General features: G+C 58.1%; 14 protein-coding genes and 1 pseudogene. 8 read left to right on the forward strand and 7 right to left on the reverse strand.

All coding sequences use genetic code 11. The features are described 5' to 3' along the window. Positions 1–12: 12 nt before the first annotated feature. Positions 13–1,563, forward strand: a complete 1,551-nt coding sequence (locus MK208_RS04925) for a trimethylamine methyltransferase family protein (protein WP_294114508.1) — start codon at positions 13–15, stop codon at positions 1,561–1,563. Here MK208_RS04925 and MK208_RS21065 read toward each other — a convergent pair whose 3' ends face one another. After that, positions 1,564–1,770 carry a DUF6477 family protein gene (locus tag MK208_RS21065; RefSeq protein WP_366010510.1) on the reverse strand — a complete coding sequence of 69 codons (207 nt, stop codon included), beginning with the start codon at positions 1,768–1,770 and terminating at the stop codon, positions 1,564–1,566. 980 nt (positions 1,771–2,750) lie between these two features. Between MK208_RS21065 and MK208_RS21070 the strand changes: the two are divergent. Then, positions 2,751–3,184 (forward strand): annotated as a pseudogene (locus MK208_RS21070) (DUF6456 domain-containing protein). Positions 3,185–3,236: 52 nt separating this feature from the next. Here MK208_RS21070 and MK208_RS04935 read toward each other — a convergent pair. Then, entirely contained in the window at positions 3,237–3,785 is a 549-nt protein-coding gene (locus MK208_RS04935; protein ID WP_294114510.1) for a peroxiredoxin, read from the reverse strand. A gap of 219 nt (positions 3,786–4,004) precedes the next feature. Here MK208_RS04935 and lipA point away from each other — a divergent pair, with 219 nt between their 5' ends. Next, positions 4,005–4,955, forward strand: coding sequence for a lipoyl synthase (lipA, locus tag MK208_RS04940; protein WP_294114512.1), 951 nt, complete (start codon positions 4,005–4,007; stop codon positions 4,953–4,955). A gap of 93 nt (positions 4,956–5,048) precedes the next feature. On the opposite strand, the gene MK208_RS04945 is transcribed toward lipA, so the two are convergent. From MK208_RS04945 to soxR, 3 genes are all read right to left on the reverse strand, one after another. Continuing rightward, positions 5,049–6,587, reverse strand: coding sequence for a trimethylamine methyltransferase family protein (locus tag MK208_RS04945; protein ID WP_294114514.1), 1,539 nt, complete (start codon positions 6,585–6,587; stop codon positions 5,049–5,051). A gap of 230 nt (positions 6,588–6,817) precedes the next feature. Continuing rightward, positions 6,818–8,002, reverse strand: coding sequence for an aminotransferase class I/II-fold pyridoxal phosphate-dependent enzyme (locus MK208_RS04950; RefSeq protein WP_294114515.1), 1,185 nt, complete (start codon positions 8,000–8,002; stop codon positions 6,818–6,820). 140 nt (positions 8,003–8,142) lie between these two features. After that, a complete protein-coding gene (gene soxR / locus MK208_RS04955) occupies positions 8,143–8,634 on the reverse strand; it encodes a redox-sensitive transcriptional activator SoxR (RefSeq protein ID WP_294114517.1) in 492 nt (163 codons plus the stop codon). A gap of 99 nt (positions 8,635–8,733) precedes the next feature. Between soxR and MK208_RS04960 the strand changes: the two genes are divergently transcribed. Continuing rightward, the gene (locus MK208_RS04960) at positions 8,734–9,108 is read left to right on the forward strand and encodes a VOC family protein (protein WP_294114519.1); all 375 of its coding nucleotides are present in this window, start codon (positions 8,734–8,736) and stop codon (positions 9,106–9,108) included. After that, positions 9,101–10,135 carry a DMT family transporter gene (locus MK208_RS04965; RefSeq protein ID WP_294114521.1) on the forward strand — a complete coding sequence of 345 codons (1,035 nt, stop codon included), beginning with the start codon at positions 9,101–9,103 and terminating at the stop codon, positions 10,133–10,135. The genes MK208_RS04960 and MK208_RS04965 overlap by 8 nt, the downstream gene beginning before the upstream one ends. On the opposite strand, the gene MK208_RS04970 is transcribed toward MK208_RS04965, so the two are convergent. Then, the gene (locus tag MK208_RS04970; protein WP_294114522.1) at positions 10,085–10,432 is read right to left on the reverse strand and encodes an MmcQ/YjbR family DNA-binding protein; all 348 of its coding nucleotides are present in this window, start codon (positions 10,430–10,432) and stop codon (positions 10,085–10,087) included. The two genes, MK208_RS04965 and MK208_RS04970, sit on opposite strands and share 51 nt — an antisense overlap. 223 nt (positions 10,433–10,655) lie before the next feature. On the opposite strand from MK208_RS04970, the gene cysS reads away from it, so the two are divergent. The 3 genes from cysS to MK208_RS04985 all read left to right on the forward strand — a co-directional run bounded on the left by cysS (position 10,656) and on the right by MK208_RS04985 (position 14,573). Next, positions 10,656–12,044 (forward strand): cysteine--tRNA ligase, encoded by a 1,389-nt coding sequence (gene cysS, locus MK208_RS04975; RefSeq protein WP_294114523.1) that lies wholly within the window; start codon positions 10,656–10,658, stop codon positions 12,042–12,044. Between the two features lie 85 nt (positions 12,045–12,129). Beyond that, the gene (gene cimA / locus MK208_RS04980; protein ID WP_294114524.1) at positions 12,130–13,761 is read left to right on the forward strand and encodes a citramalate synthase; all 1,632 of its coding nucleotides are present in this window, start codon (positions 12,130–12,132) and stop codon (positions 13,759–13,761) included. 38 nt (positions 13,762–13,799) lie between these two features. Then, the gene (locus tag MK208_RS04985; RefSeq protein WP_294114525.1) at positions 13,800–14,573 is read left to right on the forward strand and encodes a squalene/phytoene synthase family protein; all 774 of its coding nucleotides are present in this window, start codon (positions 13,800–13,802) and stop codon (positions 14,571–14,573) included. A gap of 16 nt (positions 14,574–14,589) precedes the next feature. Here MK208_RS04985 and MK208_RS04990 read toward each other — a convergent pair whose 3' ends face one another. Further along, positions 14,590–15,819, reverse strand: a complete 1,230-nt coding sequence (locus tag MK208_RS04990) for an MFS transporter (protein WP_294114526.1) — start codon at positions 15,817–15,819, stop codon at positions 14,590–14,592. Positions 15,820–15,857 lie beyond the last annotated feature (38 nt).

A 15,857-nucleotide genomic window follows, 5' to 3' on the forward strand; every position in this document is an offset into this window, starting at 1 on the left:
TGAGGATAGGACATGGCAGAAGCAGCGACACGGCGTCGGGGACGCGGCGGCGGAGGGGCAGCACGACGCGCAGCCCGCACCGGTGTAAAAATCGAGGCCGCAAAGTTCATTGAACGCAACATGCCGCTGCTGGAGGTGCTGAACGAAGAAGCGCTCCAGATCATCGAAACCAATGCCGATATTCTGCTCGAAGAGGTGGGCGTCAACTTTGTGAACAACAAAGCGGCGCTGGACCGGTGGAAAGAGGCTGGGGCCGATGTGGACTATCAGGCGGAGCGCGTGCGCATTCCCAAAGGTATGGCGCGGGAGCTGTGCAAGACGGCGCCGTCGCGGATCACCCAACACGCCCGCAATCCGGAGCGCAATGTTGAGATTGGCGGAAACACGTTGGTCTGCGCGCCGGTTTATGGGCCGCCGTTTGTGCGTGATGCCGAAGGAGGTCGCCGCTATGCCACGATGGCGGATTTCGAAAAGTTCGTGAAACTGGGCTATATGTCCAAGTGGTTGCACCATTCCGGTGGCACCGTGTGTGAGCCGACCGATGTGCCAGTGAACAAGCGCCATCTTGATATGCTGCTGGCGCACATGACGCTAAGCGACAAGCCGTTCATGGGCTCTGTAACCGAGCCAAGCCGCGCGCAGGACAGCGTTGAGATGTGCGAAATCCTGTTTGGCAAGGAGTTTGTGCAGAACAACACGGTGATGACTTCGCTGATCAACATCAACTCGCCGATGACGTTTGACGACATCATGATGGGCGCGTTGGAAGTTTATGCGAAGAACAATCAGGCCTGCATCGTGTCGCCGTTTATCGTTGGCGGCGCGATGGCACCGGTGAGTGTGGTTGGAACGTTGACGCAGGTTTTGGCAGAGGTGCTGGCCGGCATCGCCTACAGCCAGTTGATCCGCCCCGGTGCGCCGGTGATCTTTGGGGCCTTTGTGACCTCGATTGACATGAACTCCGGTGCGCCGACTTTTGGCACGCCTGAGGCGAGTCAGATCCTGTCTGGCGCAGGACAGTTGGCGCGCCGTTTGGGGCTGCCGTTCCGCTCTGGCGGTGGGCTGTGTGGCTCCAAGCTGCCAGACGCGCAGGCAGCTTATGAGACAGCCAACACGTTGAACGCGGCGCTGACTGGTGGTGTGAACTTCATGCTGCACAGCTGTGGCTGGCTTGAAGGCGGGCTGGTGTCCAGCTTTGAGAAGTTTGTGATGGATGCGGATCAGCTTGGCGCTCTGCACAAGATGGCGGCGGGTGTGGCTTACGACGAGAACGCGCAGGCGATGGATGCGGTGCGCGAGGTTGGCCCGGGTGGGCACTATCTTGGCTGTGCGCACACACAGGCGAACTTCAAAGACGCCTTCTGGCGCTCTGAGTTGCTGGATTACAAGCCGTTTGAGACCTGGTCTGACGAAGGTGGTCGGGACACGCAGGCGCTGGCGTCGGCACGGGTGACCGAGCTGCTCGATGCCTACCAACAACCGGCGCTTGATCCGGAAATCGAAAAGGCGCTGCGGGCTTATGTGGCCGAGAAAAAGGCCTCTATGCCGGACAGTTTTGTCTGATCACAAATGATGTGATTGCGTGGCCCGCGACAGGCGGGCCTCGCTTTGCGTGGCGATCAAAAGGTCGACATGTTTCTCTATGAAGCAAGCCGCCGCATCCGCGGGACGCCGCTGCTTAAGGGGGCTTTCCAAAGATAACAGGAACATCAGTGCTTCTCCCTTTTTTGGGGGGGCGTGAGATGTTTCGTCTAAAGTTTTGATATTTATTGCATTATTGGGTTCCGAATTTGGCTGTTCTAATGAGAAATCACGGGCGGTTGAGGTGGTCTAGCTTGGTAAGACACGCCCGCATGGAATCACCCTTTCTGCTCTGAGGGCAATCAGGGGAGCACGACTTTTCGCGTGTTGCATGAATTCGTTTTCAGCGTTCGCTGCTAGAGAGTGCTGTTCACAATTTCAAAACAATCCTTAAGGGCAGCGACACCAGATGCGCTCGCCTACACAGCTCAAAACCGCTGTGCAAAACTTTTTGGATAACCCTGTGGATATGTCCGTCAGTGGTTATGACCCAAGGTCTTTGTAAGGAGTAACGAGAGATGCAACCGGAGCAAGTACCCCTGAAACTGCCAACTTGGCTGCCACAAAGCGTGGCGCGCTATGTGGCGCACACGGAACACGGCCTGTCGATCCGGGAATTGGCGCGACGAGATGGGTGCCACGCCTCTACGGTCAGTCGACAAATTCACAAGCTGGAAGCGATGCGCGATGATCCCCTTGTGGATGCGGCGTTGAAGACGTTCCGGCAGAAATCGCGAGCAAAGGGGACGGGCGCGCCTTTGTTGGAAGGTGCCGAGGATCTGCCAGATGAAACCATGGTGCAGGAAGAAGGGCAGCGTGTGTTGCGGCGCCTTGTAGAGACGGGTGCGGTTTTGGCGGTGGCGAGTGACATGGATACGGCAGTTGTGATGCGCGACGAGACCACGCGCACCGCGAGTCTGACGCGGCAGGTGGCGCAGGCGATGGCGCTTAAGGGCTGGATTACTTGTGTGCAAGCCGGCCGGGTGAGCCGCTATGTGATTTCGGCGCAAGGGCGCGGTCATCTTAGCAAGATGGTGGCGGCGGCGGAAAACCAGGCACAGGAACGCGCGCAGGGATTTGCAGAAATGCAGACGGTGTTTGGCAGAGCCTCTTCGGAAGCGAGCAAGGGCCATCTGACGGCGCATGGTTCGTCGCCGCAGGGGCGGTTTATGGCCTCTGAAAGTCCGTTGTCCATTTTGGCGCGCCGGAAGGATCGCGACGGACAGAGGTTTCTGTCAGAAGATCTCGTGCATGCGGGTAGCGTTTGCGTGAGGACTACGAGCTGGCGCAGATGGGGGCGGACCAAGGCGCGTGGCAGCGCTATCTAAAGGCGCCGCATCAGGAAGCTTATGTCGGCGCTTCCGCGGAAATGGGCGGAGCGGCGCCTGCACGGGCACGGGTTGTGGCCGCGTTGGAGGCTTTGGGCGAAGGGCTGACCGACGTGGCGCTGCGCTGTTGTTGCCAGCTTGAAGGGCTGGAAGCGGCGGAGAAGCATCTGGGTTGGTCGGCGCGGTCCGGCAAAGTGGTGCTGCGGATTGCCTTGATGCATCTGCGGGATCACTACCAAGGCGAGGCTGGCTGTGCCGGGGATTACATCGGGTAAACGAAAAAGGCCCGCCAATTGGCGGGCCCCTCCGAATGTCATCTGGCCTGATTTAGGCTGCGGATTCGGCTTTGGCGGTTTCCAGATACTTCAGCAGGTTCTCTGGGGAGCTTTCGCCATATGGGTCTTCGCCAAGGTTGTCTTCCAGACCGGGCTCTTCAAACCATGCTTCAACAACACCGTCGTTGATGATGGCGGCGTAACGCCAGGAGCGCAGGCCGAAGCCGAGATTGTCTTTGCGCACCAGCATGCCCACTTTGCGGGTGAACTCGCCGGAACCGTCAGGGATGACGTCGACGTTTTTCACGTCCTGCGCTTGGGCCCATTTGTTCATCACAAAGCTGTCGTTTACGGACATGCAGTAGATGCCGTCGATGCCGTTTTCCTGGAACTTAGCGAAGTTCTCTTCGAACCCTGGCAGCTGGTAGGTGGAGCAGGTTGGGGTGAAGGCGCCTGGCAGCGAGAACAGGATCACGCGCTTACCTTTGAAGTAATCGTCGCTGGTCATGTCCTGCCAGCGGAATGGGTTCGGGCCTCCCACCGCTTCGTCACGCACGCGGGTTTTGAAGACAACATTGGGGACTTTGACGCCAACTTGCATTGAAGATTTCCTCGGTCAGATTTTGTTCAGGCGTGATCTATAACGATTCTAAAAACCTGTGCAATGCTGCAAAAGCGAAACATCTTTTGAGGGTGCGGGAAACTGCTGATTTGTCCGGATTTTGACCAGAAATGCATAGCTGCCTTGCATTTCTGGTAGTGGCGGGCGGGATCACTTATGTTAAAGAGCGCAGACACAAGTTGGCCGGAGGACCATCAGTTGCGTGATTTGAAGATGCCAGAGCAGCGCCACCCAGAGAAGGCGCACCGCAAGGACAATGCTCAGCCCAAGAAGCCCAAGTGGATTCGTGTGAAGGCCCCAACCGGGGATGGCTACAACGCCACGCGGAAAATCATGCGTGAAAACAAGCTGACCACGGTGTGTGAGGAAGCGGCTTGCCCAAACGCAGGTGAGTGCTGGAGCCAGGGCCACGCCACCATGATGATCATGGGCGAAATATGTACCCGCGGGTGTACGTTCTGTAACATTGCCACCGGTAAACCTGACGGTTTGGATGCGTTTGAGCCCGGCCGTGTGGCCATGGCGGTGCAAAAGCTTGGTCTGAACCACGTTGTGATCACCTCGGTGGACCGCGACGATCTGGAAGATGGCGGTGCGGAGCATTTTGCGCAGACCATTCGTGCGGTGCGCCACCGGTCCCCCAAAACCACCATCGAGATTCTGACCCCGGACTTCCTAAAGTGTAAGCCTGAGGTTCTGGAAGTGGTTGTTGAGGCGCGTCCAGATGTGTTCAACCATAACCTCGAGACTGTGCCTGGTCTCTATCCTAAAGTTCGCCCTGGGGCGCGCTACTTCCACAGCTTGCGGCTTTTGCAGCGGGTCAAAGAGCTAGATGCGTCTATCTTCACTAAATCCGGTATCATGGTTGGTCTGGGAGAGGACAAACAATCCGTGCATCAGGTGATGGACGACATGCGCGCTGCGGACGTGGATTTCCTGACCATCGGTCAGTATTTGCAACCAACCCCAAAACACCATGGTGTCGATCGGTTTGTGACGCCTGAAGAATTTGGAAGCTACGAGAAAGCGGCTTTTGGCAAAGGATTCCTGATGGTGTCCGCAACGCCGTTGACACGATCCTCTTATCACGCTGGGGATGACTTTGCCCGTTTGCGCGATGCGCGTGAAGCGCTGCTGGCGAAGGGCTAAGGCCAGACAGTTGGCATGGGGGCGCAGCCCCCGGACCCCCAGGTATTTGGGGAAAGAGAAAGCAGGCGCCGCGGGTTGAGCGGCGCCTTTTTCTTATTGCGGTAAGTGGATGTTGAAGCGGTCGCGCAGGGCCTGGTCCAGATCGGGAGAAAAGCGTGCCGCCGAGGTCTGTAACAAAATCTCTGCCTTCCGGGCTTTGGCTTTCTCTACAAGATCCGGTTTGTCGATTTCGGCCCATTCCTTGGGGGAAGTGCGGTCGCCAAATGTCGGATAGACATGATCTTTTTGCATGCGGCTGAGTGTGGCGTCAGTGCCAAGGTAATGGCCAGGCCCGTCCAGACAGACGTTGCGAATTTGATCGAGCGCCAGCGTTTCGTCGTCCACTTCAATGCCGCGCACGCAGCGCAGGGCTTGGCCAATCAGGTCGTCGCCAAGGATCAGGCTTTCGTGGCAGAAGCCCAGTAGAGAGGCGTGCATGCCGGCGGCTTCGTAGACCATGTTGAGGCCGGACAGACCAGCCATGACATTGGAACACATCTGCTCCCATCCGGCCTGCATGTCCGGCAGTTTGGAGTCGCTGGCGCCTGCAGCGGCGCCGCCGGGCAGACCGTAGAACTTGTGCATCTGGGCGCAGCCTGCCGACAGCAGCGCCTGTTCACCTGAGCCCACACTCATAGCGCCGGTGCGCAGGTCGAGACCAAAAGGCCAGGTGCCAAAGATGGCGGGGTGGCCAGGGGCAATGGCGTTCACGTAGACAATGCCGGCGAGACATTCGGCGGTGGCCTGCACAATCGCTCCAGCAATGGTCGACGGGGCGGTTGCGCCAGCCATGCCCGCGGAGAGAAGCAGAACCGGCATGCCGCCTCGGATACACTGCTCCATGGCCTCACAGCTTTCGGTGGCAAATTTCATCGGCGGGACAACAAAGCAATTGGTGTTGCTCACAAAAGGGCGCGCGCGCCAAGCGTCTTCGCCACCGGCGATCATGTAGAGCATTTCCAAGCCGTCTTGCACGTAGCCCGGATCAGAGAAGGAGACGCCGATGTGCTTCGTTGTGCCAGCGCAGCAGGCGTAGATGGTGTTGAGGTCCATTTCCCGGTTGTCGGTGATGTCGCGCGCCACCATGGGCCGTTGCAGGAAGTGGATGTTGTCCAGTTGGTCGGCGATGCGTGCGGCGTCGTGCAGGTCCTGCAGCGTGCTGTCGCGGTACTCCTGCGTATCCACGTCTACCATGTGCACAGCAGCTCCAGCGGTGCCGAAGTGGACACGGTTGCCGGAGAGTTTCAGGTCATGTTTGGCGTCACGTCCGGGCAGGGTGACGTCTTTGTTGGCCTTGGCCAGCATGTCCTCAACAAGAGCACGGGGAAAGCGCAGGCGGCCGTCGTCGCCCAAGATCGCGCCTGCAGCGGTCATGATGTCGATGCCGGATTGCGGCGCGTCCGCGAGGCCAATTTGTTCCAGAGCATCCAGCGCGGTTTCGTGGATGCGCATCATGTCATGGTCGCTGAGTGGTTTGTATTGGCCACCTTCCATACCGGCGCGGATGGGGCGCACGTCTTGAGACAGCGGTGCGGCGCGGGCGGCACGACGGGCGGAGCGACCGCCGGAGCGGCGGGAAACAGGGGCATTCATAGAGATAGGGTCCTTTGCGTGTTGATGAGAAATGAGATCACATCAACAGGCAGGGCGCCCCCGTGCGGCGCGTCCGCGCTCTGCGCCGATGGTGAGCACCACCAGCTGGATTTTGCTGCGTATGGCTTGCATGTCGCGCTCCTTGTTCTTGGAGTGTGCGACTCAGTTTTGGCGGCGTCATGTCCAATTGCGACAGATGTCGTTTTTGGATCATGACGCCATCTGAAGGGTCAGGTGGATTGCTTTGCTAGTTTTTCTGCATGATCCACAAGGGTTTGTAGAGCTTCTTTGAAGCGGTCATCAGCCACGGTCATTGCCACGCGAATGTGGCCATAGGCCGATTGACCAAAGCTCTCGCCCGGCATGGTGGCGATATGGTGCGTGTCCAGCAGTGAGTTGGCAAAGGCCTCGCCAGATAGTCCGGTCGCGCGGACGTCGAGCATGATATACATCGCGCCCTGAGCCGGAACGAGGCCGACAGTGATTTGATTGGCTAGGATGTCTTTGGCAATTTCCCGGCGGCGCTGGAAGGGAGCGGCGATTTCTTCTTCCAGACCTTCGCCTTGAGCCAGTGCAGACACGGCGGCGTCCTGAATGAAGCCGGGCACGCCGTAGGTGGTGTGGGTGGCGAGGTTGATCAGGTGGGCGATGACCTCCTTTGGACCTGCGATCCAACCAATGCGAGAACCGGTCATGGCGTGGGACTTGGACATGGAGCCCACCACAAGCGTGCGTTCAGCCATGCCAGGGAGCGTACGGGGGCTGATGTGCTCGCCCTCCCAGACTTGGGTGTCGTAAACTTCGTCGGAGATCAGCCAGAGGTCATGATCCTTGCAGACTTGTGCGATGCCATTGAGCGTGTCGCGGCCATAGACCGTGCCGGAGGGGTTGTTTGGCGTGTTGACTAGGAGCGAGGCAGCGCCTTTGGCGGCTTCTTCGGCAATTTCCTCGGGGCGCGGTTTGAACGCGTTGGAGGCATGGGTCTGGATGGGGACCGGCTCCGCGCCAACGCTGCGGATGGTGCCAGGGTAGGTGGCATAATAGGGGTCGATGTAGAGTGCGCGGTCACCCGGTGAGCATGTCGCGACATGGGCGGCAAACAGCGCAGACTGACCACCGGGCGTAATCAGGATGTTTTCATATGTGGTGGGCACACCGGTGCGCTCGGTCAGGCGGGCGGCAACGGCTTCGCGCATTTCTTGCGTGCCAGGCACCATGGCGTAGCCGGTGTGGCCACCGCGGGCGGATTGGTCCATGGCGCCGAGGATCACCGGATCGGTGCGGATGTCGTGTTCGCCGATGGTCAGCTCGGTCACGTCGACGCCTTCGGCGATCATGCGACGGGCTTTGTAGAAGACATCCCAGCCGTCAGAGCCGCCGCCAGTGATGTTGGTGATGCGCTGCGAAAGTTTCATGTCCCGCACTCCCTAAAAGTAATTTGCGCTCAGGTGGCAGGGAGTGGAAGAACAAGTCAAATTCAATGTTGTGATGCCCCACATTTCCGTTGCGGCGCTTTGTGTGAGGGATTGAACCCCTCTAAGTTCCAGCGCGTCAGTTAGGTGCCGTTTCCCAGATCAGACGGGCTGTCACCCATCAGGTAACGCGGGCCGGTGCCGCGTGTGCGGGCGCGATCGTCGGGGTTGTAGAGTTTACAGTTGGACAGGCTGAGGCAGCCACAGCCAATGCAGCCGTCGAGTTGGTCGCGCAGTTTGGTCATTTGCGCAATGCGCGCATCAAGGTCTTTGCGGAAGCGTTCGGAGATTGCTTGCCAGTCGGCTTTGGTGGGCGTGCGGTTGGAGGGGAGGCTGTTCAGAGCCTCGCGAATTTCCGCGATCGAAAATCCCAAGGATTGCGAAATCATCACGAATGACAGGCGGCGGATGTCGGCACGTTCATAGCGGCGTTGACCAGTGTCGGTGCGATGCGGGTGCACGATGCCTTCTTCTTCATAATATCGGATGGCGGAAGGCGCGAGGCCGGTGCGTTCCGAGATGAAACCGATGGTCAAACCCGTAGGTCGCAATCGTAGTTTTGGCTTTTGTTTCATTAGGTGTCTGTTTTCAAAAGAAAAGAAGTTCTTGTGGTGAAGTTAACTTGAGGAATTAGCCTAAGTCCATCAAGAAATTCAAAAGAAGGACCTAGAGCAATGAAACTGGAACATGTGAACCTGACTGTGCGCGATCCTAAGGCGACGGCGGCGATGCTGTGTGAGCTGTTTGATTGGCGGGTCCGCTGGGAGGGCGACTCGATTTATGGCGGGCACACCGTGCATGTGGGGGACACCGAGAGTTACCTGGCGCTTTATGCGCCGCCCAAAGACATCCAGAATGCAGAGGAAAGCTACTATCGCGCGGGTGGTCTGAACCATATCGGTATCGTTGTTGCAGACCTTGATATGGTTGAGGCGCGTGTGAAGGCGGCGGGATTTGTTCCTGGCAGTCATGCGGACTACGAACCAGGTAAGCGGTTCTATTTCGAGGGACCTGACGATGTTGAGTATGAGGTGATCAGTTATGCCTGATGTACGCAACGTTGGGCCCGTGGGCCTTTTGATTTGGTGTGGCGCCCTTTTGGGCGTCGGATTCCCGCTCAGCAAAGTCTCGGCAGAAGCAGGGGTGTCGCCGATGGTTTGGGCTTTGCTTGTGTCTATGGGCGCCAGCCTGAGCCTGTTTCCGGTATTGGCCATCCAGGGGCACTTAAAGTTGCCGCGGGGAAAGTTGCTGCGCTATGTGGTGATCTCCGGCCTTGTCAGCTTTGCTGGCATTAACTTGCTGATATTTGGCTTGGTGCCAAAGCTTGGTGCAGGGCAGGTGGGCATGATGTTCGCGTTGTCGCCGGTGGCGACACTGGCACTGTCCGCAGTGTTTGGCTTAAAAACACCGTCTCGGTTGGGCTTGGCCGGAATTGGATTTGGTCTTGTTGGAGCCTTGATGGTTGCATTTGGCCGTGGAAGCCTCGACGGCACGCTCTTGTGGTCGTTTGTAGGTTTGACGATCCCGCTTATTTTGGCAGCAGGCAATGTGTATCGGACATTGGATTGGCCTGACGGTGCTCACCCCATGGCGCTGGCTTTTTGGAGCCACGGCGTAGCAATCATAGCATTGGTGCTGGTGATGGGCGCTCGCGGAGAAAGTGTGGCCTTACATTCGGTTGCAGATGTTCCTTGGGCCGCAAGCATGCAAGTTGTTGCTGCCGCTCTGACTTTCCCGGCGTATTTCAAGCTGCAGAAAATCGGTGGCCCCGTGCTTCTGAGCCAGATTGGCTATGTGGCTGCGGCTGTTGGGTTGGTGGTTGGCGTGCTGTTCTTAGGTGAGCGATATGGGTCAATAAGTTGGGCGGGAGCCGCTATCACTGCGATAGGCGTTTCACTGACTATTTTGGCGCAGTCCGGTCGGAGCTTTAAATTGCCGCAACACTTGCCATTGGGGCGGATGACGCGGGCGCGACTGTGGTCTGGCAACTGCGAAAGTGAGGCCCGTGTGCCGAAACAAGCAACCTTACTCGCTGCGCGGCGGCAGGCTGTTCTGAAGCTTCTTCGTCAGGCCTGAACGTACAATATCGTAGGACACTCCCAGACGGTGGCGCAGTTCTTCTGCGTCGCCGTCGAGCGGTATGTGGATCCAGCTGCGATGAAAATAGGGGGCTTTGACGCCCACACCGGCGTCAATCAGCATCTGTGCGGTTTCAATGCTGTCGGTTTTCACGGACACAACGGTTTTTGCGGCGCCGATGCAGGCAAACATTTTGCCACCCACTTTCCAGGCGTCATGTTCACCACCCCATGGGTCGGACAGTTCTGCCCCTGGAAAGGTGACACAAATGGTGTTGATGGTTTCGCGGCTCATGTCGGCAGAGTGCGCCACAGGGGCGAATTGGTCAATTCAGAGATGTCGGGCTTGACCGCCGTTCGCGCCGCGCATAGGGTCGCCGCCATGAACACTGTACGCACCATTATTATTTGCTGCTGCATTACCTGCTGACATCGTCAGGCGGGCCGTTCTTCTATTTCAAACATGTTTGAGAATTGGTAAGCCCGCCACGGACCAACCGTGTGCCGAGGAGCCACTTATGACTGAGATCAAGCTGCACAACACGCTGAAACGCCGCAAAGAGGTGTTTGAGCCGATCGATCCTGAAAATGTGCGGATGTATGTCTGTGGGCCGACGGTGTATGACCGCGCGCATATTGGCAATGCGCGGCCTGTGGTGGTGTTTGACGTGCTCTATCGCCTGCTGCGCGAAGTCTATGGTGCCGATCAGGTGACCTATGTGCGCAACTTCACGGATGTGGATGACAAGATCAACGCACGGGCGGCGGAAAGCGGGCGTGCGATTGGGGACATCACTGCGGAAACCACGCAGTGGTATCTCGATGACATGGGCGCGTTAGGGGCGATGGAGCCAAACCATATGCCGCGCGCCACACAGTACATCGGCGAGATGATCACCATGATCGAGAAGCTGATTGCCGATGGCTTTGCCTATGCCCATGACGGCCACGTGTTGTTCCGGGTGCGCAAGTATGACGACTACGGCAAGCTCTCTGGCCGGTCTGTGGATGACATGATCGCTGGCGCGCGGGTTGAAGTGGCGAGCTACAAAGAAGACCCGATGGATTTTGTGCTGTGGAAGCCATCCGATGGCAACTTTCCGGGTTGGGACAGCCCTTGGGGACGGGGTCGTCCGGGCTGGCATATTGAATGCTCGGCGATGTCTTACGAACTGTTGGGCGCGCATTTTGACATCCACGGCGGCGGCAACGATTTGATGTTCCCGCACCACGAAAATGAGATTGCCCAGAGCTGCTGCGCCAACGGTGGGCAGCATATGGCGAACTACTGGCTGCACAACGAGATGTTGCAGGTGGAAGGCAAGAAGATGTCCAAGTCTTTGGGTAATTTCTTCACTGTGCGCGACCTGCTGGATGGGCACGATGGGCATCCGGGTGTGCCGGGCGAAGTGATCCGTTTTGTGTTCCTGAGCACGCATTACGGCAAGCCGATGGACTGGACCGCGAAGAAGGCGGCGGAGTCCGAGGCGACGTTGCGCAAGTGGCGGACGTTGACAGCGGGCGTCGAGCCCGCAGCCACCGTGCCTGCACAGGTGTTGGATTGTGTGGCAGATGACCTGAACACAGCTGGCGCGATTGCCGCACTGCACGGTTTTGCCAGTGCAGGGGATGCGGCGGCGCTTTTGGCTGGGGCGCAGTTGCTGGGTCTGTTGACGGAGGAATTGGCGGACTGGGTGCATGCCGGGGATGTCGATCTGGGCGCGCTGGCCGATAAGCTGGCCGCATTGCGGGCAAATGCGATGGAAAGCAAAGATTTTGCGCCGGTGGATGCGCTGAAGTCGGCCTTGGTCGACGCCGGTGTCGAAGTTCGTATGAGCAAAGCGGGGGTGGATCTGTCTCCAGCCGCAGGATTTGACGAGAGTAAGCTGGCAGGACTGCTGGACTAAGACAAGCAGGCGTGCGCAGGTGAGCGCGCGCCTTTTTCGTGTGGGCGCTCCGGCCTGCATTTGAGACACGCAGGAAGGCCAAGCTATGCGCAAGGAACGCCTCTATCTCTATGACACCACGCTGCGCGATGGGCAGCAGACTCAGGGTGTGCAGTTTTCCACCGGTGAAAAGGCGCAGATTGCGGCGACCTTGGACGCGATGGGCATCGACTACATTGAAGGCGGCTGGCCGGGTGCGAACCCAACCGACAGCGCGTTTTTTGAGACCAAGCCAAAGCTCCACGCCACGTTCACGGCCTTTGGCATGACCAAACGTGCAGGCATGTCCGCGGAAAACGATGATGTCTTGGCGGCCGTCATGAATGCGGGCACGGAGGCTGTGTGTCTGGTGGGCAAGACCCATGATTTTCACGTCACCACGGCGCTTGGCATCACACTGGAAGAGAACACCGACAATATCGCGAAGTCTGTGGCCTATATGGTGGCGCAGGGACGCGAGGCGTTGTTTGATGCGGAACACTTCTTTGACGGATACAAGGCCAACCCGGCCTATGCGCTGGAGGCGGTGAAAGCGGCCTACACGGCGGGCGCGCGGTGGGTTGTGTTGTGTGACACCAATGGCGGGGCGTTGCCTCGTGAGGTCTATGAGATCACCAAAGCGGTGATTGCGGCGGGCATTCCGGGGGACCATCTGGGCATTCACACGCACAATGACACGGAACATGCGGTGGCCAACTCTCTGGCAGCGGTTGATGCCGGTGCTCGGCAGATACAGGGCACTTTGAACGGCCTTGGTGAGCGGTGCGGCAATGCCAATCTGACAACGCTGATCCCGACGCTTTTGTTGAAAGAACCCTATGCCAGTACGCTGGATATTGGCGTGAGCCTTGAGGCGCTGGAAGGGCTGACCCGGGCCAGCCGGATGTTGGATGACATATTGAACCGCGTGCCGATGCGACAGGCGGCCTATGTCGGAGCCAGTGCCTTTGCTCATAAGGCGGGGTTGCACGCTAGCGCGATCCTAAAAGACCCCAGCACCTATGAGCATGTGGACCCGTCTGTTGTGGGTAACGAACGGGTCATTCCGATGTCCAACCAAGCGGGCCATAGCAACCTGCGCAAGCGCTTGGCGGATGCGGGGCTGGAGGTCCAGAAGGACAATTCTGCGCTCGGAGATATTTTGAACCGTATCAAAGAGGCTGAGGACAAAGGCTATTCCTATGACAGTGCGCAAGCGAGTTTCGAACTCTTAGCGCGGGATTCCCTGGGGCTTGGCGAGCGGTTTTTTGATGTTGAACGTTATCGGGTGATTTCTGAGCGTCGCCGCAATGCGCGGGGGCATTTGGTGGTCGAGAGCGAAGCGGTGGTCACCGTGCAGCTACCCAATGGCGATAAGACCACTAGCTATTTCAAAAACGATCATGCGGATGAAATGAGCGATGAAGGACCGGTGAACGCTTTGTGGCAGGCTTTGAAGTCCGACCTTGGGCCGTATCAAAGCGTGATTGATGACGTGCGGCTTGTGGACTTCAAGGTGCGGATCACAAATGGCGGTACCGAGGCTGTCACGCGGGTTATCATAGATTTTGAGGATGACAGCGGGCGGCATTGGTCCACAGTTGGCGTGTCAGCCAACATAGTGGACGCCAGTTTTGAGGCATTGCTGGATGCGCTGAACTGGAAGCTTGTGCACGATGGCGCGCGGGTGGTCCATTAGGTGATGGCAGGTGGAGAACCAATGTCTGAGGACATGACGTGAGTCAGCAAGACCTGAATGCCTGTGCCGAACTGGTGCAACGAAGTGATCCGGACCGTTTTGCTGCCGTGTTGGCGGCGAAACCTGCGGCGCGGGACGTGCTGCTGCCGATCTATGCGTTTAACGTCGAAGTTGCGCGGGCGCCCTGGGTGACGCAAGAGACCATGATTGCCGAGATGCGCCTGCAATGGTGGCGCGATGCGCTGGAGGAAATCCGCGAAGGCAAGCCGGTGCGGCGGCATGAGGTTGTGTCGCCTTTGGCGGAGGTCTTGAGCGTTGAGGATGCATCTGTTTTGGATCGGCTGATCGAAGCAAGACGGTGGGATATTTATAAAGATCCGTTTGAAGATCTGGCGCATCAAACAAAATACTTGCAGGACACAGGTGGCGGATTGCTTTTGGCTGCTGCGCGCAGTTTAGGGCCTTGTGAGGAAAATGTCGCTCTGGATGCTGGTTACGCCTTGGCCCTGGCCAATTGGTTGGTGGCGATCCCGGCACTGGAAGGACAGCAGCGTGTGCCTTTGGTGGATGGCCGCTCCGAAACAGTGCGCATGTTGGCCAAAGATGGCTTGGCGCGGTTGTCCTCAGCACGCGGTAGACGCGAGTCCGTTTCCAAGGAAGCCGGTCAGGCCTTCTTAAGTTGCTGGCAGGTCGAAACAGTGCTGTCCCAGGCGGAAGCAGAGCCAGAGCGTGTCGCACAAGGCGCCCTTGGCATGAGCGAGTTTGGCAAACGCGTTGGTTTGCTGTGGCAGGGCATGAGCGGGCGCTGGTAAACGCCCGCCGGATTGTTTAGGCGGTTTTTTCGTCAGCAGGGCGGAACATCAGCCAGATCAGCGCACCACCGGCCAGCATCAGGAAAGGTGCCATGGCCAGGTTCACGCTGGTCCAGCCGGTCACGGCGTCGCCGCCAGAGCAGTTCATCAGACCGCCAGAGGCCAGAGAGGCCACCGTCACACCACCAAACACGATCACGTCGTTCATACCCTGCATACGGCCGCGTTCCTCGACGGTGTGGGCTCCGGCGAGCATGGTGGTCGCGCCGATAAAACCGAAGTTCCAGCCAAGCCCCAACAGGATAAGAGCGATGTAGAAGTTCTCTAGATTGACACCCTGAAGCGCGACGCCTCCGGCGGCGGCAAGAATTAGAATACCTGTGGCCAGGATCTTTTCGACGCCAAATTTTGCGATCAAATGGCCGGTGAAGAACGATGGTACAAACATTGCCAAAACGTGCGCCGTCACAATGTCTGCAGCGTCATCTTGCTCAAACCCACAGCCGACTACAGCAAGTGGGGTGGAGGTCATAACCAAGTTCATCAAAGCATAGGCCACCATGCCGCAAATCACCGACACAGCAATGCGTGGGGTGGTGATCAATTCCCAGCGGCTGCGCCCTTTGGGTGCGTCTGCTGAGGGGGCAGGGGGTTTGGGAATGTCCACAAAGAAAAACAACAGAGAGCCGACCAAGTTGATGCCTATGACAGCCACATAGGCGCCGAGGAAAGGCACAACCATGGCATCCGCAGTGACTTTCACAATTTGGGGGCCAATGATGGCGGACAGTAGTCCCCCAGCCATCACGTAGGAAATGGCTTTGGGGCGGAAGGAGTCCGAGGCGGTATCCGCGGCGGCGAAACGGAAAAACCCCTGGGCAGACATGTAGATGCCGGTGAGGAACGATCCTGCCAGGAAAATCGGGAAGCTATTTAGATAGAGACCATATGCGCCAATCGCGCCACCTAAAGCTCCACCCATAGCGCCAATCACAAAACCGGTGCGACGGCCATACTTCTGCATGATTGATGAGAGCGGCGTTGCCGAGAACATCGAGCCCAAAACAATCAGAGAAATTGGTAGGGTGGCAAAGCAAACGTTGGAGGCCAAAGACTGTCCCGCAAGCCCACCAATTGTGAAGATCAGTGGCATCTGGGAGCCGAGGAAGGCCTGTGCCAGAACCAGAATAAACACATTGCGCTTTGCACGGCTGTCGTCGGTCGGGAGGGTCGCTGTATCACTCATGCGCCAAGCGTTAGCTTGTTAAATAGGTAAGGTCCAGA

Source organism: Shimia sp. (genome assembly GCF_022448905.1).
Taxonomy (GTDB): domain Bacteria; phylum Pseudomonadota; class Alphaproteobacteria; order Rhodobacterales; family Rhodobacteraceae; genus Shimia.